The organism is Xenorhabdus sp. PB62.4, from assembly GCF_014467285.1.
Lineage (GTDB): Bacteria > Pseudomonadota > Gammaproteobacteria > Enterobacterales > Enterobacteriaceae > Xenorhabdus.
This window is the reverse complement of sequence record NZ_NKHR01000006.1, coordinates 39,107-60,476: the sequence shown is the minus strand read 5'-3', so window position 1 is coordinate 60,476 and position 21,370 is coordinate 39,107. Positions and strand designations below refer to the sequence as shown.

The 21,370-nt window shown below is 38.8% G+C and carries 19 protein-coding genes and 2 pseudogenes; 13 read left to right on the top strand and 8 right to left on the bottom strand.

The window, feature by feature from the left end; translation table 11 throughout:
• Positions 1–120: 120 nt before the first annotated feature.
• Positions 121–807 carry a hypothetical protein gene (locus Xenpb_RS07515; protein ID WP_187653760.1) on the top strand — a complete coding sequence of 229 codons (687 nt, stop codon included), beginning with the start codon at positions 121–123 and terminating at the stop codon, positions 805–807.
• Positions 800–1,216 (top strand): hypothetical protein, encoded by a 417-nt coding sequence (locus Xenpb_RS07510; protein WP_255523069.1) that lies wholly within the window; start codon positions 800–802, stop codon positions 1,214–1,216. The genes Xenpb_RS07515 and Xenpb_RS07510 overlap by 8 nt, the downstream gene beginning before the upstream one ends.
• Here the strand turns inward: Xenpb_RS07510 and Xenpb_RS07505 are convergent.
• On the bottom strand, positions 1,213–1,692 hold the full coding sequence (locus Xenpb_RS07505) for an Hcp family type VI secretion system effector (protein WP_187653758.1): 480 nt from the start codon (positions 1,690–1,692) through the stop codon (positions 1,213–1,215). The genes Xenpb_RS07510 and Xenpb_RS07505 overlap by 4 nt on opposite strands.
• Positions 1,693–2,200: 508 nt before the next feature.
• Here Xenpb_RS07505 and Xenpb_RS07500 point away from each other — a divergent pair.
• Positions 2,201–2,662, top strand: a complete 462-nt coding sequence (locus Xenpb_RS07500) for a helix-turn-helix domain-containing protein (RefSeq protein ID WP_255523068.1) — start codon at positions 2,201–2,203, stop codon at positions 2,660–2,662.
• Here Xenpb_RS07500 and Xenpb_RS07495 read toward each other — a convergent pair.
• Positions 2,578–3,511, bottom strand: a pseudogene (locus Xenpb_RS07495) (tyrosine-type recombinase/integrase); the annotation flags it as partial. The gene Xenpb_RS07500 and the pseudogene Xenpb_RS07495 overlap by 85 nt on opposite strands.
• A gap of 462 nt (positions 3,512–3,973) precedes the next feature.
• Here Xenpb_RS07495 and Xenpb_RS07490 point away from each other — a divergent pair.
• The 3 genes from Xenpb_RS07490 (at position 3,974) to speD (ending at position 6,118) form a co-directional block, all read left to right on the top strand.
• Entirely contained in the window at positions 3,974–4,321 is a 348-nt protein-coding gene (locus Xenpb_RS07490) for a YacC family pilotin-like protein (protein ID WP_099113389.1), read from the top strand.
• 110 nt (positions 4,322–4,431) lie between these two features.
• Positions 4,432–5,295, top strand: a complete 864-nt coding sequence (speE, locus tag Xenpb_RS07485) for a polyamine aminopropyltransferase (protein ID WP_187653757.1) — start codon at positions 4,432–4,434, stop codon at positions 5,293–5,295.
• Between the two features lie 22 nt (positions 5,296–5,317).
• Positions 5,318–6,118: an adenosylmethionine decarboxylase gene (gene speD / locus Xenpb_RS07480; RefSeq protein WP_187653865.1), complete on the top strand. Its 801-nt coding sequence runs from the start codon at positions 5,318–5,320 to the stop codon at positions 6,116–6,118.
• A gap of 86 nt (positions 6,119–6,204) precedes the next feature.
• Here speD and Xenpb_RS07475 read toward each other — a convergent pair whose 3' ends face one another.
• On the bottom strand, positions 6,205–6,753 hold the full coding sequence (locus Xenpb_RS07475; RefSeq protein ID WP_187653756.1) for a cysteine hydrolase family protein: 549 nt from the start codon (positions 6,751–6,753) through the stop codon (positions 6,205–6,207).
• A gap of 912 nt (positions 6,754–7,665) precedes the next feature.
• Between Xenpb_RS07475 and Xenpb_RS07470 the strand changes: the two genes are divergently transcribed.
• The 4 genes from Xenpb_RS07470 to Xenpb_RS07455 all read left to right on the top strand — a co-directional run bounded on the left by Xenpb_RS07470 (position 7,666) and on the right by Xenpb_RS07455 (position 12,880).
• Positions 7,666–8,295, top strand: a complete 630-nt coding sequence (locus Xenpb_RS07470; protein WP_187653755.1) for a response regulator transcription factor — start codon at positions 7,666–7,668, stop codon at positions 8,293–8,295.
• Between the two features lie 3 nt (positions 8,296–8,298).
• Complete coding sequence (locus tag Xenpb_RS07465) at positions 8,299–9,876, top strand: MASE1 domain-containing protein (protein WP_187653754.1); 1,578 nt, start codon at positions 8,299–8,301, stop codon at positions 9,874–9,876.
• 43 nt (positions 9,877–9,919) lie between these two features.
• A complete protein-coding gene (gene uhpC, locus Xenpb_RS07460; protein ID WP_187653753.1) occupies positions 9,920–11,227 on the top strand; it encodes an MFS transporter family glucose-6-phosphate receptor UhpC in 1,308 nt (435 codons plus the stop codon).
• Positions 11,228–11,539: 312 nt separating this feature from the next.
• Positions 11,540–12,880: an MATE family efflux transporter gene (locus Xenpb_RS07455; protein WP_187653751.1), complete on the top strand. Its 1,341-nt coding sequence runs from the start codon at positions 11,540–11,542 to the stop codon at positions 12,878–12,880.
• A gap of 69 nt (positions 12,881–12,949) precedes the next feature.
• Here the strand turns inward: Xenpb_RS07455 and Xenpb_RS07450 are convergent, their stop codons facing one another.
• The 3 genes from Xenpb_RS07450 to Xenpb_RS07440 are packed head-to-tail and all read right to left on the bottom strand — an operon-like array spanning position 12,950 to position 14,687.
• Entirely contained in the window at positions 12,950–13,609 is a 660-nt protein-coding gene (locus Xenpb_RS07450) for a DUF799 domain-containing protein (RefSeq protein WP_187653750.1), read from the bottom strand.
• A complete protein-coding gene (locus Xenpb_RS07445) occupies positions 13,609–13,965 on the bottom strand; it encodes a DUF4810 domain-containing protein (protein ID WP_047962592.1) in 357 nt (118 codons plus the stop codon). Before Xenpb_RS07445 ends, Xenpb_RS07450 begins: the two co-directional genes overlap by 1 nt.
• Before the next feature lie 50 nt (positions 13,966–14,015).
• The gene (locus Xenpb_RS07440) at positions 14,016–14,687 is read right to left on the bottom strand and encodes a CsgG/HfaB family protein (RefSeq protein WP_187653749.1); all 672 of its coding nucleotides are present in this window, start codon (positions 14,685–14,687) and stop codon (positions 14,016–14,018) included.
• Between the two features lie 1,030 nt (positions 14,688–15,717).
• Between Xenpb_RS07440 and Xenpb_RS07435 the strand changes: the two genes are divergently transcribed.
• The 3 genes and pseudogenes from Xenpb_RS07435 to Xenpb_RS07425 all read left to right on the top strand — a co-directional run.
• Positions 15,718–17,043 carry an amino acid permease gene (locus tag Xenpb_RS07435; RefSeq protein WP_187653748.1) on the top strand — a complete coding sequence of 442 codons (1,326 nt, stop codon included), beginning with the start codon at positions 15,718–15,720 and terminating at the stop codon, positions 17,041–17,043.
• A 79-nt stretch (positions 17,044–17,122) separates the two neighbouring features.
• A complete protein-coding gene (locus Xenpb_RS07430; protein WP_187653747.1) occupies positions 17,123–18,481 on the top strand; it encodes a serine dehydratase subunit alpha family protein in 1,359 nt (452 codons plus the stop codon).
• 840 nt (positions 18,482–19,321) lie between these two features.
• Positions 19,322–19,888: pseudogene (locus tag Xenpb_RS07425) on the top strand (tyrosine-type DNA invertase); the annotation flags it as partial.
• Positions 19,889–20,068: 180 nt separating this feature from the next.
• On the opposite strand, the gene yjiA reads toward Xenpb_RS07425, so the two are convergent.
• Positions 20,069–21,034: a GTPase gene (yjiA, locus tag Xenpb_RS07420; protein ID WP_187653864.1), complete on the bottom strand. Its 966-nt coding sequence runs from the start codon at positions 21,032–21,034 to the stop codon at positions 20,069–20,071.
• A gap of 102 nt (positions 21,035–21,136) precedes the next feature.
• Positions 21,137–21,340, bottom strand: coding sequence for a YbdD/YjiX family protein (locus Xenpb_RS07415; RefSeq protein ID WP_047962587.1), 204 nt, complete (start codon positions 21,338–21,340; stop codon positions 21,137–21,139).
• Between the last annotated feature and the right edge of the window lie 30 nt (positions 21,341–21,370).

Genomic DNA, 21,370 nt, shown 5'->3' with positions numbered 1-21,370 from the left:
TCAGGTAATAAAACAGTAACTTCTTGTTAAAACGTTTCTATAGGCAGTAACTTAATAATTTTGCGTATTATCATATACCTAAAATTTTATGGTGTACTTAACTAAATTACAGGAGTTTTCATGAGTAGTAGAAGTGATGTAATAGAAGGACGGTTAGTTTATACTGAAAAATTAGGGTGGGTAGATACTGGGCATTCAAAAGGTAATGATGCCAGAATGTTAATGGCTGCTATAAACTCAGGTGATGATACTAAAGAATCATACTTTACCATTAAATACACACAATACATGGGTCTTGGATTAAAATATGGCACATCTAAAATAACAAGATGGAGGGTTAGAAGAGGATTATCTTTAAATGATAAAAAGAGAGTTGCACTTACTATTATGATGTATACCACTCATCTATTTGAAGCGCATCAAGATTCATTTCCCTTTAATTGGTATACAGATAGTGGGTACAGTGGTGAGGACTTGGTTTCAAATCTACTTGGTTTTTATCAGGCTATAAATGGAATTGATTATTTACCTCAGCTTCAACCTATAAGTAAAGAAGATGCACTAAAAAGATGGGATTATTATGGCGCTATAGGAAAGTATAAAAATAAAATGTTTAAGCCTTTATTGTTCCCTGATCCCAAAAAATACCCTAATAATGCTAGACCATATTATTCTTCCTTGCCTACATTTCTTAATACTATATCACCGATCACTGATATAGATAGGAGTCATTTGCTAATACATATTGAAGATAGAACAGGATATAACATACATGCAGTAAGAGATGTGGGGATTGAACTTGAATAAGATTACTAAAATTACATTTATAGCTCTGTTTTTTTTAGGGCTGATTTTTACTATCCCTATTTTATTTGTAGATAATCATTTTTCATATACAAAAAATGACTTTATTAGGTATAATTTATTTACCTTTGATGAAGTTAAAAACATTCCTATTATTTCAAATGATTACATTATATCCTATGACTCACCAGATGGTGTAAAACCAATGGCTAATTCAATTCTATTTTCAAATGTAAATCCAAATAGTAAAGTAGAATTAATAAATTATATTGAAAAATTAGGTTATATAAAAGATATAAACGCATATTGGAATACAAATGGAAGCGAATCTTGGAGTAAAGGGAATTTGTTTATACAGATAAAACAAAATGATACTGACCGTACCATTTTGTTTTTAGTTGAGAAGAATTAAAATACATTCTCTTCTCTTATACTGTAGCCTGATGTACCAGCGATGTGATGTGTCCATGTTATGCTATCATATGAAATTGTTATACTTTCATATGGTTGCATATCATTATGGCTTAGTGAATTAGGATAATGGCTGGAGATGTTTTTTATAGTGGCATTCGTTAATTTGATAGAGTAAAATTTTTCTAATCCCCCGGCTGAACTATTCCTATATATATCAAGCAGACAATCTAAATGCTCATTATTTGATATTGAAACTCCTAATAATGGCGATGATTTATCTATTGGCTTCGTTATTATTATAGGTTGGTGATTTACATTCTGTTCTCTACTGATATCGTGATCTATAGAGTAAACCAATATTTTATCTTTATTTTCTTCTTGATATTTATTACCTATTGAATCATAGGTTGAACAACCTGCTGATATCAACCCTTGCTTTTTGCCGTTTAAGGTCATGTAAATAATGTTAGCCATTTCCTTTCCTTGTGTTTGTTATTTATTCAATCCGAAATATATAACTATTCTCTTGTTTGTCAATAGCCGCATTCATAATTTACTATAAAACAAAATGACAATGATAAAAAATATAACTTAGAAATTAAAAACACTATAACTTAACAAGAGTTATATATTACTTTGAGTGATTTTGATAATTATTATCTGAAATAATATTTTTTAAGATAGTTCTTAGTGAGATATTTAAACTGATAATTTTAATTATGTGTTGATGTATATCAAGACATAAAAATATTTTTATACGCTAATTACTCTCTTAAACAAGAACAATGATCACTTAAAATTAGGAAATTTAGTCTTCCTACCAGAGATAGCCCCCTATAAATCTTTTTCATCCTCTCAGTTATGCACCCTGTGCGCAATCCTCTGAAAGCCTTGCTACATCTGGATTTACGGTAATTAAGTTAATAAGATAAATTATCTGCATTACTGTTATAATCGATAACCCGATTTTCCACCTGTTCTTATGAAATCGAAGATAACACTTTCTGAGTCTGAACGAGTTACATTGCAACAACTGGCCTTGAATCACCCACACCGGGACGTCCGTACGCGAGAAACGGGTTTGCTCATGCTTGCCAGAGGCGTCAAGCCGTCCCAGATCACCGCTGAGATAGGATGCAGTCTCCGGGTTATCTACAACTGGGTTCACACATGGCACAATTCCGGGATAGCGGGGTTATTAGGCGGTCATGCCGGAGACCGGTATCTCGCCATGACGCCTGAAATGATTGCCACTGCGGTCGAAGCGGCCAGCGCAAAGCCCCTGACGCTCGCCCGAATAGCTCAGTGCGTTGAGGCAAAGCAGGGTTCCCTGCCCTGTACGCTTGAAACGCTGGCGAATATGCCAATATTATTCAACCCTGTTGAAAATGTTCGGCGTAAATCGTGCAATGTCCACGGTTCTGAGTGTTTGAAATCTTTATAGAGCCTGCGTCCTTTTAATGATACTGATGCACGAGTTCGATCTTCACCCAATAATAACCCTGATTTACCCGTTTCTTTTTTTAACTTCATCAGCCAAGGTCTAATCGCCTCAGGAATTGAGCGCACTATTTTTTCACGGGTTTTGCTATGCTCTTTAGGTACTGTCCATATCCATGATTCAAAATCCCACTCAGGCCAGCGAGAAAGCCTTACTTCCATCGTCCGAGCACCAAACAAAACTAGGATTTTTAATAACCTCAAATAGTACGGATGCTGCTCATTGCCATATGTGCAACGCCAGACATCGGTTAACTCAGAATCAGACAAAACGCGATCACGCTGCCCTGCTGGTTATCCTACGTCTTGAATGGTGAGAATAGCTAAAGCGTCACTTGTGGCATAACGTCGGACTTTGCAAAACCTTAATGCTTGCTTTGAAATCTGAAACATTCTCCCAGAGGTCATAGGCTGTTTTTCACTTATTTCATCGAAACAGTCTATGCACCAGCCAATATTCTAATGCGTCCTCTATAGTTACAGGCTTTAGTGTTTCTTCTTTACCTAATTCGAATTCTGTCCGGGGATCGAAACCTTCCGCCAGCCATCTTCTACACTGATCGCGTTTTTCCCTTGCCACTTTTAGGGAAATGTCAGGATAACGCCCCAGAGTTAGACGCTCTAAGCGACTGCCTCGCCCACCATGACGATATGCAAATACCCAACTTAGTTGTCCACCTTTGGAGGCTTTAACACTTAATCCTTCACCATCTGCAAACATAGCCGGAGCATTTCTCTCAGCCCCTAAAAGAGCTTTTAGCTTTTTGTCACTTAGCTTGTTTGTACCCGCCATTTCCTTACCTCAAAACATGACTTTTGAGTGATACACCGTTCATTGCAACAGTCAAAAAAGACGCATAAACACTCAAACACAAAAGTAGTCTATTTGATTGATATCATAGGATAAAAAGGCAGGATAATGAAAGCGCGTAATAGCATAAAAACACGATGTCTTTTGCTTCTACAATATGTTTCTTCATCAATATAACCCATTGATTTTATTTTAAATAATCACAATACAAACCCAATGATAAATGTGATTATTTATACACCGCTCAATACCATAAGTTCACCAAGCGCATAAAATAACACTCTATGCCATCAGAACAAACCCTATTCGTTAATGCTCAATTAAATTTTTTTATTGGCAGAAAAAATGGCAATTTTCCCAACATTAAGTAAATTAAGTTTGGCTAACACAGATATTAATATGTTAATTTAAGTAAAACGGTAGAAAATCAGTATAATAGAAATTATGCAAAAAATTACCTTATTGACTTACATTCTGGTTCTGTTCGGTTTTGCGCAACCCGCAAAAGCCCTGTCTGAAAGTGAAGCTGAAAATCTTGCTGATTTAACTGCGGTCTATATTTACCTGAAATATGACTGTGGCTATAGCCAGATCCCAGATCGTGAAATCAGGCGCACAATTATCTATTTTGCCCAACGCCAGAATTGGGATCTCAGTAACTATGATGGTCAGTTAATGGAGGAACTGAATCAATTAGGTTATAACGACTTAAAGGAAATTAACTTACCTCATGAAGTTAAATGTCGTTCTCTTGCTCGACGTTCTCTTAGCCTACTCGCCTATGTAAAATAGTTCCCTAACAAAATCTCTCTATAAGTCAATTTCGCGGTGCAACTAGGTTAATAGTTGGCTATTATGTGCGCCCAATTCCTGGGAACATCACAATGGAGAAATACCTAGACATGTCACAAAAAGAAATTTGGTATGAAACGTTGCATTCCAATTTCGGTCAATATTTTGCAGTTGAAAAGGTGCTTTATCATGACAAAACAGAGCACCAAGACTTAATCATTTTCGAAAATACAGAGTTAGGTCGCATTATGGCGCTTGATGGTGTGGTTCAAACCACAGAGCGCGATGAATTTATCTATCATGAAATGATGGCTCATGTGCCATTATTTGCCCACGGCCAAGCTAAAAAGGTTTTAATCATTGGCGGTGGTGATGGTGGAATGCTACGTGAAGTCTGTCGTCATCACTATCTCGACAATATTACAATGGTAGAGATTGATGCTGGTGTGGTTGAATTCTGCCGCCAATACTTACCAAACCATAACGCAGGGGCTTATGACGACCCTCGTTTCAAACTGGTGATTGATGACGGTGTTAGTTTTGTCAAAACCACATCTGAAACATTTGATGTCATTATTTCTGACTGCACCGATCCCACCGGGCCGGGTGAAAGCCTATTTACCTCTGAGTTCTATGAAGGCTGTGCCCGCTGCTTAAATGAAAGCGGTATTTTTGTAGCCCAAAATGGCGTCTGTTTCCTGCAACAGGATGAAGCCGTCAATAGCCATAAAAAATTGAGTCGTTATTTTGCTGATAGCAGTTTCTATCAGGCTGCCGTTCCGACCTATTATGGTGGGATTATGACGTTTGCATGGGCAACCCAAAACTCTGCCTTGCGTCAGGCGCCTTTGATAACACTGCAACAACGTTTTGAAGGTGCGGCCATAGCCTGCCGTTACTATACACCTGCCATACATGCAGGAAGTTTTGCATTACCACAATACTTACTGAATGCACTGTCTGGAAACCAATAATCCCCCATTAGCCGGGAGGTGAATTAAATTGCGCAAACTGAAATTGCACGGCTTTAACAATCTCACAAAAAGCTTAAGTTTTTGTATTTATGACATCTGTTATGCAAAAACAAATGCCGATCGCGACAGTTATATCGCGTACATTGATGAACAGTATAATGCGACTCGCCTGACTGAGATTCTCAGTGAAACCTGTTCAATCATTGGTGCAAACATTCTTAATATTGCTCGCCAAGATTATGACCCACAAGGAGCGAGCGTTACCATTCTGATTAGTGAAGAACCCATTGACCCTAATTTAGTGGATAATACAGAAAATCCAGGCCCGCTTCCTGATTCTGTCGTTGCCCATTTAGACAAAAGCCACATTTGTGTACACACCTACCCAGAAAGTCACCCAGATGGCGGTATATGTACCTTCAGGGCAGATATTGAGGTATCAACTTGTGGTGTAATTTCCCCTCTTAAGACACTAAATTATCTGATCCATGAATTGGAATCTGACATTGTGACGATGGATTACCGTGTTCGTGGTTTTACCCGGGATATCAGTGGCGTAAAACTCTATATAGACCATGAAATTAATTCCATTCAGAATTATGTGACAGAAGAGATCCAATCTCAGTACCATATGCTGGATGTAAATATTTTTCAGGAAAACCTTTTCCATACCAAAATGATGTTGAAAGAATTTGATCTTAATGAGTATTTATTCAATACCACAGCAGAAGAATTAAGCGAAATGGAAAAGAAAGAGATCACTCGCTTACTTAAAAAAGAGATACAGGAAATTTATTACGGCAGGAATTTACCTGATCTATAAATATTCGCGCTCTATCTAACTTATTTGACTGGCAGAAAATTAATCTGCCAGTCATTAAACTCCATTTCGATGAAGGTCTGACTACCCTATTCTGACGGAACACCTAACTCAGCATTCGTTATAATTTCAGCATTATACATATTTTTTAAATAGTTAAGGGCGCTATTCTGATCAACCCCCGGAAACACGCAAACAGCATCTGACAATACTTTGATATCATAACCTCGGATAAATGCGCCATAGGCTGTATGCTGGACACAACAATGGGTATGTTGCCCAGTCAAGACAACTTCTTTGACACCATATTGCTTTAAAACTTCTTCCAGATCAGTCCCATCAAAAGCGCTATAAAAATGCTTGGGAGAAATAATTTCCCGATCTGCGCCAATCGGAGCCAATTCCGCGACAACTTCAGCGCCCTTCGTTCCTGCTAACGCATGTTTTCCCCAAATACCTATTTCACGATCACTTGCACAATGAGCATCATTGGCATACACCACCAGCCAATCATTCCGGCCTCTGGCATAGTTGATCGTCCGTTGGATCACAGGAATAATTTTCATCGCGCTTTCTTCATTGGCGAGAGCACCTGTTACAAAATCATTCAACATGTCGATTACAATAAGAGCTTTCATCTGTAAAACCTCCTTTACTTTTGCATGTGGAATCTTTCAGAAAAAATCATGATTAAAAAAACAAAACTTCTTTGATAATAGAGTTATATTGTTTTATATGATAAAAAATATTTGAATATTTAATTGTTTTAAATGAAAAATCACAATTACTTAATATACAAAGCGATATAATATTTACATCTCACTTACCTTTGCATATAAAAATAATACTACAAGCGATTGAATAAAATTATTTTATAATGGCGGTAGCTTTTCTCACTTAGATAAATTTATTTATATCAGTAATAATATTAATCCACATCATACATACGATACTCCAATGAAGATTAAATAATATAGTAACGCACTCCTATACATAAAGCTACTTAAATACGGTTATAAATATTAAGGAGTAATAATGATTAAAACCTAACAATACATATCTAGTAAAATTTACTGATACTGGTGTTGATGATGTAGCTTAACCTGAAGGTAAAGATATGTGACTATTGAAAAAATAATTTCATTTCAGCATAATCCCGCTAATAAAAGAATCATAATGAAAATTTAACTCTGCTAGATACAAAAAAATAACATATAAAATAAAACAATGGAAATAACTGTATATATAGTTTAATTTGTTTTTTGCATTTATTAGTTCCATTTTAAAAAGCAAAAAAAACCAATAAAAGTAATTAAACCCATTCTCCACCTCTTAATAGTTAATTAAATAAAAATTAATTAGTATTCCTGAGTATATAAAAACAACAGTTAAAAATAAAAAAAACAAAAAGTAATATAATTTAGTTGTTTTACAATAAAATTTGTTATCTAACTAGCATTTTTTGTTTAATTATTTGCATGAATTTTATTTTATGAACATTATTATATATAATTTTAATTTATAATTAATATCCTACAACAAACAGTAAAATGAAGATAAAAATTGCCCTCATTGATGATCATGTTGTTGTTCGTTCAGGCTTTGCTCAATTATTGACTCTTGAAGATGATATTATAATCGTAGGTCAATACAGTAGCACTAGTGAAGCATGGTCAGACTTACTAATAAAGACGATTGATATTGTGATCATGGATATTTCCATGCCCAATGAAAGTGGCTTACAGCTTCTGGCACGGTTGCGCCCCGCATGCCCTAATTTTCGTACTATCATGCTCAGCATTCATGACACTGCGGCTCTGGTACAGAGTGCACTTGACGCAGGCGCACGTGGCTATCTGACAAAATGCTGTGGGCCAGAAGAATTAATCCAAGCTGTACGAACAGTTCATAAAGGAGAAATTTACCTCTGTGCTGACGCATTAAAGGCCCTGCGTCAGAGACCCCAAGAAGTTACCGCATTACAAATACTAACCCCACGGGAAAAAGAAGTTTTTAACTTGTTAATCAATGGAGTTAGCGTAAAAGATATAGCTGAACAACTTGAGCTAAGCCCCAAAACAGTACATGTTCATCGTGCCAATATTCTTAGTAAATTGCAGTGCGATTCCACTATTGAACTTGTTCATTACGCATTACAACATCAAATCATTACGGGTTAGTAAATGAGTGAAAAATCACGCTTTATTTTGCAATCACTGTTCCTTTGGCTCTTTTATTCACTGATTTGGATTACATTATGGACAATTAGTTATTACTTTTATAATGATGGCCAACAAGCAACACTATTTTTACCTCAGGGAATACGGCTGGTATTTATGGCGCTACTATGGCGACGTTATCTTCCAATCCTTCTGGCTAGTGAAATCGGCATCCTGCTATGGCTAAATAACGAACAATTTATTCTATATCCAATCATCCTATTTTCGCCATTAATTAGTGTCGTCATAGCATCAGGCATTCAAAAAGTATGGTGGAATTATTCTTTGTATTGGCAGCAACTTTCTATCTTGCTGGCTGGTGTTATCGTCAATAGCCTTTTACAAGCCTTATGTTTGAGTATTTCATTGCCTGATAAAGCGCGCTTTATTTTCCTTACTTCTTTAACTGGAGGTGTTTTATTATCTCCATTTGTTTATCTGATCTACGTTTATCTATATGAACAATACTGGAAAAATAATAATATTACAGCCAATATATCTGATCCTCAGATAAAAACATCCTTACTGATGTGGTGTTTTCTGTTCAGCCTATTAGGATTAAGTGGCCAATATCTTTTATATTTAGAAATAGAATGGTCATTGTCAATTCTGGTCTTTCTTCCTAATGTCTTTATGGCTTACCGTTATGGCTGGCAGGGAGGTGTTTTTTCTGCATTATTAGGAAGTTTGGTTGTGACGTTTGCACGCCAATTCAGTGGTTCATTCAGTGCATTACAGGAATTGGAGATTTTTTTAACAACTCAGGCTTTGTTAGGGATAGGGCTTGGTATTGCTATCAGTCGTCAGCAGCAATTGGCCGGAAGTTTAACCTATCAAAAGCAATTAGCCAATAACTTAAACCGTTATCGCGAACGATTAGAAAAAGAACTATCAACACGCCATATCTTGTTGCAAAAATTAGTCCATGCCGAAGAAGATATTCGCAAAAATATTGCCAGAGAGCTTCATGATGCGATAGGGCAAAATATAACGGCCATTCAAATCCAATCAACGCTAATAAAACGTACTTCAGAAGTATCATTAGCCCAAAAATCTGCTGAACAGATTAACCATCTTTCCCAACAGATCCATCAAACGACTCGTCAACTCCTACGTGAACTTCGCCCACCTGCACTTGATGAAATGCCTCTTAAGCAGGCAATTCTTCACCTAATAAATGAATTCGCATTCGAGGAACAAAACATCCTCTGCCATTTTGATTATCAGCTACCCCATGCACCTGATAATGGCACCATCACTCTCATTATTTATAGGCTGATTCAAGAGCTATTGAACAATATCAGTAAACATGCCAACGCCAATCAAATTAATATCACATTGAGGCAAAAAGGAAATCAGATAGAACTTCGTATCAGCGATAACGGGATTGGTATCCTTAATGATCAAGAAACTTCAGGATTTGGACTTAAAGGTGTTGAAGAACGTGTTCAGGCAATTGGCGGCAGTTGGAGACTCAATAATCAGCAAGGAACTCATATCGTTGTGTATTTACCCATAAATTCAGATAAGGACATTAAATAACCAACGATTAAAGATATAGCGATTATTTTTATATTTTTCTTTTATGGAGGCACTTATGCAAAGCATCAGCCATGAGCAAATTTCGCAAAATTACCGTTATTGGCGAAGCCACTTACTAATGTCAATGATTATAGGATATGCCGCATTTTACTTGACTCGAAAGAGCCTGAATGTGGTTATGCCAGCCATGCAGATAGAATTAGAACTTGATAAAAATGACATTGGATGGATAGCCAGTTTATTTTACCTCGCTTATGGCAGTTCAAAGTTTTTTTCTGGTATTTTTCATGATAATACCGGTTATCGCTGGTTCATGGGTCTGGGATTATTCATGACCGGGGTCCTGAACATTATTTTTACATTTTGTTCATCACTGTCCGCATTATTGTTTGTTTGGACGCTGAATGGCTTTTTTCAGGGGTGGGGATGGCCAACATGTGCACGACTTCTCACTTACTGGTATTCCCGTAATGAACGAGGTTTTTGGTGGGGATGTTGGAATATGTCCATCAATATAAGTGGTATTTTTCTCCCATTATTGTCCGCACTTTTAGCAACACATTATGGTTGGCGTGCTGCACTACTCGTGCCTGGCATGATTAGTATTATGATTGGAATTTGGTTATTCAGGAAAATACGAGGTATTCCACAAGAACACGGTTTGCCCAGCGTTGGACACTGGCGACAAGATGCTATGGAATTGCGACAAGAACAGTTATCTCCACCAATGCCAATAATACAAATTTTACAAAAGACAATTTTGTTCAACCGTACAATCTGGCTTCTCGGTTTTTCCTATATTCTCGTCTATTTCATTCGAATAGCGATTAATGACTGGGGAAGTCTATGGTTATCAGAAAAGCACGGAGCTAATTTACTTAGTGCCAATGCGACTCTTTCACTATTTGAACTAGGAGGATTGCTGGGTGCCCTTTGTGCTGGATGGGGATCAGATTTACTGTTTCGGAGTCAACGTGCCCCTGTGATTTTATTGTTTTCACTCGGTCTCTTCTTTTCCGTCACCGCTCTTTGGTTAGTTCCCATCAACAATTGCACATTATTAGATGCCTGTATTTTTAGTGTTGGCTTCTTTGTATTTGGCCCACAGATGCTGATAGGACTAGCAGCAACTGAATATTGCCATAAAAAAGCAGCAGGGACAGTAACTGGGTATTTGGGATTATACGCCTATTTTGGTGCAGCAATCGCTGGCTGGCCATTAAGCCAAGTCATTGAACATTATTATTGGACAGGTATGTTTGCCTTACTGACTCTTGCGGCCGTAATCATGGGATTATTATTGATGCCAATGTTAATGGCTGATATTAGTAAACCCTATAAGGCTCATTGATAACAACAATCATTCTTCTAAAATCAGGAAAATTAATAAAAGCTGATATTAAGAGCCTATCTCCATGAAGTGCCCCCCCAATAGTTGGGCAACCAACATTGGGGGTCACTTCATATCTACTGATGCGGCCTCCCCTGCGGTCATCACCGCAGGGGCTTTTCTATCCGACCAAATTCCTCACAAAACCATAGAGATAAATCACCTATTCTGCCTATCAATTCATCAATAAACCCTGTAAAATCCTCTACGCTTTCTGGGTAGGTCACACCACAAAAAGTCCTTTCATTCCACTTCTAATAAATAGGTTTTACAATGCATCAGTCTGATGTTGTTGATCGTTCGCTTTTCTCGTTAAGCTGGCCGATTTTCATTGATATCTTTCTGCATATGGCGACGTTATTAATTAATACGTACATGGTCAGCCATATTTCTTCTTCTTATCTCGCCGCGATGGGAGTGGGTAATCATGTTTTTGATCTCTTCATTACGATTTTCAATTTCATTAGTGTAGGTTGCAGTGTTGTCATTGCACAATATCTGGGATCAGGGAAGCGTGATAAAGCCAGTCAAGCGATTCATATCTCTATTGCATTCAATTTATTACTGGGTTTCAGTTGTGCGCTGATCACGATTTTCTTTGGTTATAAGATCCTGCATATCATGAACCTGCCCGAAAATTTGATGGAGGATGGGTTTGCTTATCTGCATGTTCTTGGTATCTGTCTGATACCTGAAGCTATTTCGATTATTTTGGCTGCCTGTTTGCGGGTTTATGGTAAAGCGAAAGCGGCGATGTATGTCACGCTGATTGCCAACTTGCTGACGATTGTCGGTAACATGATCGTTCTGTATGGGTTCTTCGGACTGCCTCAATATGGGCTGGAAGGTGTGGCGTGGTCTACCGTATTTGGTCGTACTGTTGCCGTTATTTTACTCTGTGGATTGCTGTTCTGTGGCTTGAGAATCAAGTTTGAGCCTAAGCTGCTTGTGTATTGGTCTAAGAATATGTTGAGCAAAATCCTGCACATCGGCTTACCAGCCGCCGGTGAAAATCTGGTATGGATTCTGCAATATATGACCGCACAAGCGTTTATCGGCCTGATGGGGGAAACTTCTCTGGCTGCACAGACGCTTTATTTCCAGTTATCTCTGTTCATTATGTTGTTCGGTATCTCTACCAGTATTGGTAATGAGATTATGGTGGGTCACCTTGTTGGCGCAAAACGCTTTGAAGATGCCTATATTCGCGGTATCAAGAGCTTGAAAATCGGCGTTATCGTCACAATCGGCGTCGTATTGGCGTTCTGGATTTTCCGGGAGCCGCTTCTTGAGCTTATGACGGAAGATAAGAAGATTATCGGGCTTCTGTTGCCGCTGTTCCTGCTCTCCGTCTTTTTGGAGCCAGGGCGTACCTTCAATATTGTGATGGTCAATGCCTTGCGCGCTTCCGGTGATGCCCGTTTCCCACTCTATACCGCAATAATTTTCATGTGGGGCATCTCCATTCCTGTCGGTTATTTCCTGGGAATAACGATGGAGATGGGAATTCTGGGAATTTGGATAGGGTTCTTCTGCGATGAGTGGGTCCGTGGGTTAGTTAACGCATGGCGCTGGAAGTCTAAAAAATGGCAGACCAAGCGACTGGATGTCTGATTTAACTATAAAATGCCGCGTAGAATTGCGGCATTTTTTATTTCAATTAAAAGTTGTTTCAATCAAAAGTTATAACTTTTCTTTGCCATAGAATTCAGAACGTGGGCCATACAGTAAGTGACCATATCCACCTGCACTTAACAGACGATTAGTGGTAATGCCTGCAATGTCATGGCTTCTGTCCGTAATGGTATTCGCGATTTGAGAGATAGCAGCCGATATCAATATACCGACCAGACCACCGCTAGAGTAATTATCATTTTCTGTGGAAGATGCCGTCGCAATACCATTCCACAGTTGTTTACCTGTACGCAAATCCACTAAACGGGCTGTTGCACTAACACGAGTATCACTGTTAATAATTTGGTATTGCGTGCCGTATTGTGTGATATCCAGGTAAAGAGCGGAATCCGCACCAAAAATGTCATACAGTTTTTTATAACTGAGATTATGGATATCTTGTGCCTCTGTCACGCCATTTTGACGAAATGTTTCTTCAACTACAGCAACGGGATAAACATAATAACCGGACTCTGCCAGCGGATAAGCCACTTGAGACAGCAAACTACCGGAAGCCTGTACTTCCACCGATTTATTGACCGCAGGCAGTACCAGAATGGATTTAGGTTTACTTTCCCTCAATGCTGAATAGTCATACGGTTTATGTTGGACACATCCTGACAGAACCAGCAATAATAAGGCGCCAATTGCCCCCAGAAAACGATTCATTATTTCACTCCCTTATTTTTGCTTAACAGAAAATCCATGTAAGGCGCTGATTCAGGAAATAAATTTTTCTCTATTTCAAACTGCTGGAAAGCATCTTCGATATTACCAACCTTGCTGTAAAGCAGCCCCATTTGTGCATGCAAACCCGGAGGAACCGGTTTATCTTTAGCTTTGGCCTGTTCAATCACTTTTTGCAATGCCTGAAGCTGCTCTTGTGGCCCGGTTTTATCCTGCTGGTAATACTGATAAAGCGTTTGCTGATAATCACCCCATACGTACATGGTTTTCGGTGCTTTTGCACATCCTACCAATAGCAGTACGCCCAACAACATCCCCGTCTTTTTCATCAAAAACATACAGCTCTCTTTCCTGTCCAAACTTTCCGGAATAAATTTAACTAAGTCAATTAGTTAGTTGGCTTCCATGCCCCGCTTTCAATACCAGCTACCAGATCATTGATCGCCTCACGGATCGCCAAATCCAATACCTTGCCATTCAGGGTGGAGTCATAGCTGGAAGTACCGCCAAATCCAATGATTTCACGACTGGAAAGTTTATATTCCCCTGCTCCGGCAGAAGAAAAAACAACTTCGGAGGTTTCAACATTCACAACATTCAGCATCACTTTTGCATAAGCCACTTGTGATTTACCACGGCCTAAAATGCCCCATAATTGATGATCACCGACTTCTTTGCGGCCAAATTCAGTCACGGAACCCGTAATAATATAATTAGCCCCTTTCAGTTTCTGAGCCTTGCCCTGCAAGCCCGCTTCAGCTTTCAATTCAGCCAGATTGGTGCGTTCCAACACGTTAAAACGGCCGGTTTGTTGTAGGTGAGTCACAAGAATTGTTTTTGACTGATTTCCTAAACGATCAATGCCATCAGAAAAAATGCCATTTTGATAGCTTGAACGGTTCTCGAATTTCCCGACGGCGATTGGGTTGCGAATGCCTGCATAAGTAGTCTTATAAGAAGTGACTTTTTGTACCGGCAGTGTTGATGAAGATTCTGTCGCACAACCAGCCAACACAAGAGAAGCCAGACAAAGCGAGGCTAATGTGAGTTTGCTTTTCATTATTATGTCTTCCTGAATGAATGCTTAAATAAAAGTGCCCGATTTTTTGTACAGGCGGATACTACTAACTTCAAACGAAATAATAATAAATATTGTTATAGGAAAAGTCTATTTAATTCAAAAATCAGGAGAGCAAGTCACTCACTAACCCAATGATTGATAATGGTTAAAACCGAAAATTCAGTAAAGATCATTCAGGAGGGAATTCGTTATCCAGTATTAATATCAATCTCTTATTGATAAGTTAAACTCAATCACTTTTATTATATAAAAATCCATCGGAGGAAATAATATTATAATATCCCGGATTATTATTGATAAACTAAGGAATTACGACGACTCTATTGCTTATAGTAGTATACTCAAACTATTTTATTATCTGAATCAAATAAAATTGCCTTTGCTATTCAATGGGAAATTATAATTTAAATAAAAATACATTTTGAATCTCTTAATATATCTGTTTAACCATAATAAATGAAAGACTATTAACGGCGAGTAAGCTGCTATTTCCAATCCATGTCCCCAGATGAAGTTCATGTACTGAACAATTCCACCAGTAAAAAACGCTAGATTAATATGCTGAACTACATCATAATATTAACAATAAAAAGGATTTAATACTAACAAGGTGTTTTGAACAAAGATAAGCGTGATAAAGTACACAATTTTTCCCTCTGGTTGTTTCAATTGTTAATATCACAAAGACTCATAAGACCTTCTTACTAAAATTCAATTATTTTATTTATCAATATGATACAAGCAAACCAGCTTTCTTTTTTGCACAATCTCCCTTTGCGGTTTTTCGTTGAAAACAATAAGTAGCAATTTCCTCTTTATGAAGAAGTTGTTCTCTCAAAAATCGTATCAGATGGAGTGTTTAGGGAAATTTTTTCTCCTTGAAATCATTTACTATCAGCACACGATAATAACACCACTAAAAGAGTGGTTAATCGTGTTTACGTGTTGTATTTCCCCTTGTGCCTGTTCTATGCCCATTAAAATACCAAAGATGTAAGCGAGTGCTATTATGAAAACAGCAGCAAAAAACAATGATGTTACGCCCCACTTATCTCCGGCAGCCAAGTGCGCCAACATGACAGAAGATGAATGGAAAAAGGCGATAAAATTCGATAATACCGATACCGGTTGGGTTATCATGAGTATTGGTATGGCCATCGGAGCGGGCATTGTTTTCCTGCCTGTCCAGGTCGGATTGATGGGGTTGTGGGTGTTCCTGCTTTCTTCCATTATTGGCTATCCTGCCATGTATCTTTTTCAGCGACTTTTTATCAACACGCTTGCTGAATCACCAGAATGCAAAGATTATCCCAGTGTCATCAGTGGTTATCTCGGTAAAAACTGGGGTATTTTATTGGGAGTGCTCTACTTTATTATGCTGGTGATCTGGATGTTTGTTTATTCCACCGCCATAACCAATGACAGCGCTTCTTATCTACAATCCTTTGGCATTACTGATGAGTTAATGTCGGAAAATCCATTTTATGGGCTGGTGTTAATCTGTCTGCTGGTCGCTATTTCATCCCGTGGTGAACGATTACTGTTCAAGGTATCCAGCCTGATGGTGATGGCAAAATTATTTGTCGTCGCCGCATTAGGGCTTTCCATGATAGGCATGTGGCATTTATACAATATCGGGGCATTACCTCCTCTTGGTTTATTAATCAAAAAAGCCATTATTACGTTGCCTTTCACACTCACCTCTATTTTGTTCATTCAAACACTAAGCCCGATGATCATCTCTTATCGTAACCGGGAACAAAAACGTGAAGTTGCCCGCCACAAGGCATTAAGAGCCATGAACATTGCCTTTGGCATCCTGTTTTGTACCGTATTTTTCTATGCCGTCTCTTTTACGCTGGCAATGGGACACGATGAAGCCGTCAAAGCCTATGAGCAGAATATTTCTGCACTGGCGGTTGCCGCCCAGTTCTTTCCCGGCGGTTGGGTCGTTACCGTCAGTATTATGCTCAATATCTTCGCTGTGATGACGGCCTTTTTTGGTGTTTATCTCGGATTCCGCGAAGCCAGTCAGGGGATTGCCATGAATATTCTTAGCCGCCTGATGCCTGTCGAAAATATCAATGAAAAATGGGTTCAAAATGGCATTATGGCTTTTGCCATTTTATTGGCATGGAGCGCCATCCTCCTGAATGCCCCGGTATTGAGCTTCACTTCCCTCTGTAGCCCGATATTTGGCATCGTTGGTTGTTTAATCCCCGCCTATCTGGTCTATAAAGTCCCCGGCCTGCACCACTATAAAGGCGCATCGCTCATATTGATCATCTTTACCGGGGTTTTGCTATGCGTTTCTCCTTTTCTGGCCTTTTCCTGATATGGAAAAAACGCATGCTTAAGAAATTTTATATGTGAAAGGCCAATTTCGATCAGTTTTGTCATTAAGGTTTGTTTATATGAGTCAGAAACAACACACACGGTTGTGGAATGAGTTTATTCGTGCAGTCAAAAAGGAAGTTAAGCCAGCCATCGGGTGTACTGAACCCATTTCACTGGCCCTTGCTGCGGCCACAGCCGCATCTTATCTATCCGGCCCTGCACAGCGGATCAGTGCACGAGTTTCACCTAATTTGATGAAAAATGGTATGGGTGTCACCGTGCCGGGTACGGGAATGGTTGGGCTGCCAGTTGCGGCTGCACTTGGTGCATTGGGTGGCAACCCTGATGCGGGTCTGGAAGTTTTACAGAATGCCACCCCCGAAGAGATCGCACAAAGTAAGGCATTATTACAGCAAGGTGCTGTCACCGTCAGTATCCAGCAACCGTGTGACGACGTTCTGTATTCAGAAGCCACGGTATTTTATGAGAATGAATCAGCAACAGTCACTATCGCGGGCAATCACACTAAAATTGTGAGAATTGAGCATAATGGCCGTGTCATATTTGATAAGCAATCTCAATCTAACGATACAGCAGTCTGTCACGCCGATAAAAATAACACTGACGGATATGTTGCCAATCATGAAACTGAATATTGCCTTGAGCAAGCTACCGCTTTTACGGTTTATGAGTTTGCAACAGAAGCGCCTTATGAGGATATTCAATTTATACTGGAAGCCGCACGTTTGAATGATGCTCTGTCTCAAGCAGGGTTAACCACACAGTATGGCTTACACATTGGCATGACTCTGCAACGCCAACGTGACAGGGGGTTATTGGCACGGGATCTCCTTTCCGACATTATGATCCGCACTTCCGCAGCTTCAGATGCCCGTATGGGTGGCGCTGTTTTACCGGCAATGAGTAATTCCGGTTCAGGCAATCAAGGGATCGCAGCGACTATGCCAGTTGTTGTTGTGGCTGAACATCTGGGCTGTAATAAGGAACAGTTGGCACGGGCGCTAATGCTGTCACACCTGATGGCGATTTACATTCACAACAAATTGCCAACGCTTTCCGCTCTTTGCGCAGCAACAACGGCATCAATGGGTGCAGCAGCAGGGATTGCATGGTTGATTGAACAACGTTATCAACCCGTTGCAATGGCAATTTGCAGCATGATAGGTGATATCAGCGGTATGATTTGCGACGGGGCTTCAAACAGTTGTGCAATGAAAGTTTCTACCAGCGCCAGCGCTGCCTATAAAGCCGTTTTGATGGCACTGGATAACAGTTGTGTCAGTGGCAGTGATGGTATTGTTTCCAATGACGTAGACCAATCCATCGCAAATCTATGTTCACTTGCACGACATGCCATGCAGCAAACAGATATACAAATCATTGAGATTATGGCGCACAAGGCCAGCTTTGCTTAAATAACCTGATACGACCAGAAAATGCTCAGGAGAGTATTTTTTGGTCCAAATAAAATCATCTTCTACATTATTTGTTTCAGTAAATAATCATTGCAATGATGAAACTATATTTAAATAATTATAGAGGATATCTATTTAATTAAATTTCACAAACTGAATAAGTATTATTTACCTTTTAAAAACCAGTCCGGGCAACATACATTAGAAATAATAACCAATTATGTTAGCCTGACTTAAATTCTGTCCATCTCTTTAGTTCACCTCTTAGTACCTTAGAGTCTTAGTGACATTCCTTTGATTTCCCAAAAACCTCGTTTTGATTAACACTTTCGCTTAAAATTGAAGAATAAAAATTCAATATTTAAATAAATATCAGAACATTAAACTAAGAGTCACATACGGTTGATAATTTTTAACCGAAAGTGAGTCATTATATGAGCAAATTAGATAAATCATTTACTTTTTCTAGTAAATGCAGTAAAAATACAAAATCAATACACCTAAAGGGAAATTTAGAAGAATAAAAAACTAAAATAAAAACCATGCGAAATGATTAGTTGTAAAATTCAGTAGAAAAGTTTTTTTATATGGAATTCTATTTATGATTGCCCCATTCTGTACTTAAAAATCAAATAACACCCATTTATACGATTTCAATTAGTATTTTCATGAGAAATAAGACGAACAGAAGAAGCAAATTTTTTATTTGCGGTATTTCAATTAAATCAATCCGGTATTTTGCCAATCACATTCAAAAAACACTGGTGGCTTATTGTATTTGGCTGGCCAAAATACCTTGCTATTCACAATTAATCTCTCTGATTTCATAGGAATGATAATTTCATGAAACAACGTAAATTTTTGACCCGATACGAAATAGACGCAATTTTGGCAGAAACAAAACAAGGACGTCACGCAGAACGGGATTACTGCATGCTATTAATGTGTTTTATTCACGGTTTTAGGGTTAGTGAGCTGTGTAATCTATGTCTCTCTGATATCGATCTAAATTCGGCGATTATTCATATCAGGCGGTTAAAGGGTGGGCTTTCAACTACACATCCCTTGATTCCAGAAGAAATTGAAGCATTGAAAAAATGGCTCAATGTACGCCAAAAATGGCGCGAAGCCGATTCCCCTTGGGTGTTCCTTTCCCAAAAATCCGGGGCCGTTTCACGGCAACAAGTCTATGGATTACTGAAACGTTATGGAAAACAAGCATCAGTCAGTGTTTCTCCACATCCCCATATGTTAAGACATGCCTGTGGTTATGCGTTAGCCGATCTTGGTCGTGATACACGTCTGATTCAGGATTATCTTGGGCATCGTAACATTTCACATACTGTGATTTATACAGCCAGTAATGTGAAACGTTTTTCCAGAATTTGGGAAACTCAATCTAAATAAACGTTTTATTTTTCCTTTGCTGTTTCCACTAACATAACCTGTTATTGCAACAATCTCCACTAACTTACTTGTGGAGATTGCGACTCAAAAGATAAAATATAAAATAAACTTCTAATTAAACACGAGCAGCGAATTTATATAAATTATTTCACTGCTCAATAAGGAATAAAAAATAACCGATTACAATTCTACAAACAGTTCCGAAAATTTCTCACGAATTTTCTGTTCCGGCAGATCTATTCCAATAAAAACTAACACACTTTCACGTAATTCATCATCACGCCATTCTCTGTCCCAATCCGCACTATATAGGCGCTGTACGCCCTGAAACAACAATCGGCGCGATTCATCTTTGATAGCAAGAATGCCTTTGTAACGCAGCAGATTGTCTGCAAAGCTCAGCAACAACTCTTCCATCAAGCCAGAAATCTCTGATAATTCAACTACCTGTGATAAGTTAACAACAATCGATTGAACCGTGTTTTGTTGTTTAGGGATAAATCGGAACACAGGTGCTGAAACCGTCAATTTGTCATTCAGAATAAAACCTTCAATATCAAACAGCACGCTTAAATCTACTTCACCCTGAATCACTTTATGAATCGGTGCCTTAGCATTAATTCGCTGTAAACGCTCAACTAAAGCATCATGGGTCGGAGCAACATCTGTTTTCGTCAGAATAATCCTGTCAGCATAGCCTACCTGAGACTGTGTAATGGGGAAGCGATCTAACTGTTGATCGGCATGAACAGCATCAACCAAGGTAATAATGCCATCCAGTAAAAAACGCTGGCACAAGGCTTCATGGGAGAAGAAAGTCTGCGTAACCGGCCCGGGATCCGCCATGCCGGTACACTCAATAATCAGGCGATCAAAATAGATTTGCCCTTTATCCATGCTATCCAATAAATCCAACAAGGCATCTTCCAAATCATTCGAGCGGCTACAGCAGATACATCCGTTACTTAATGTCTTAATCTGAGTAGCACGATCGCCAATTAATTCATTATCAATAGGCACTTCACCAAATTCATTTTCGATGACGGCGATTTTATGACCATGATTGGCATTGAGAATATGACGCAATAGCGTCGTTTTACCTGATCCCAAAAAACCGGCCAGGATCGTGACTGATATTGGTTGCATTTTCGTTTCCTGCTGGCTGCTCAATAAGTTCGCTGACTTGTCGTTTTGTTTTCCATCCACTGCATCGTATTTTTTATGAGTTTTTTTCATGGGTTCTTTTCATTAACAACAGCGCATTCCCCCTTTTCCATCACCACCATAGCGGGCATTCTGGCGTTCACGGAAAAATTCTTCATAGGTCATGTACGGTTTATCGGGGTGATTTTCTTTCATATGCTGGACATATGTATCGTAGTCAGGAACGCCCACCAGCATACGGGCCGCCTGTCCCAAATATTTACCTGCCCGGCCAAGATTACCAAACATAATGATTCTCCAAAAAAATACCCCACATAA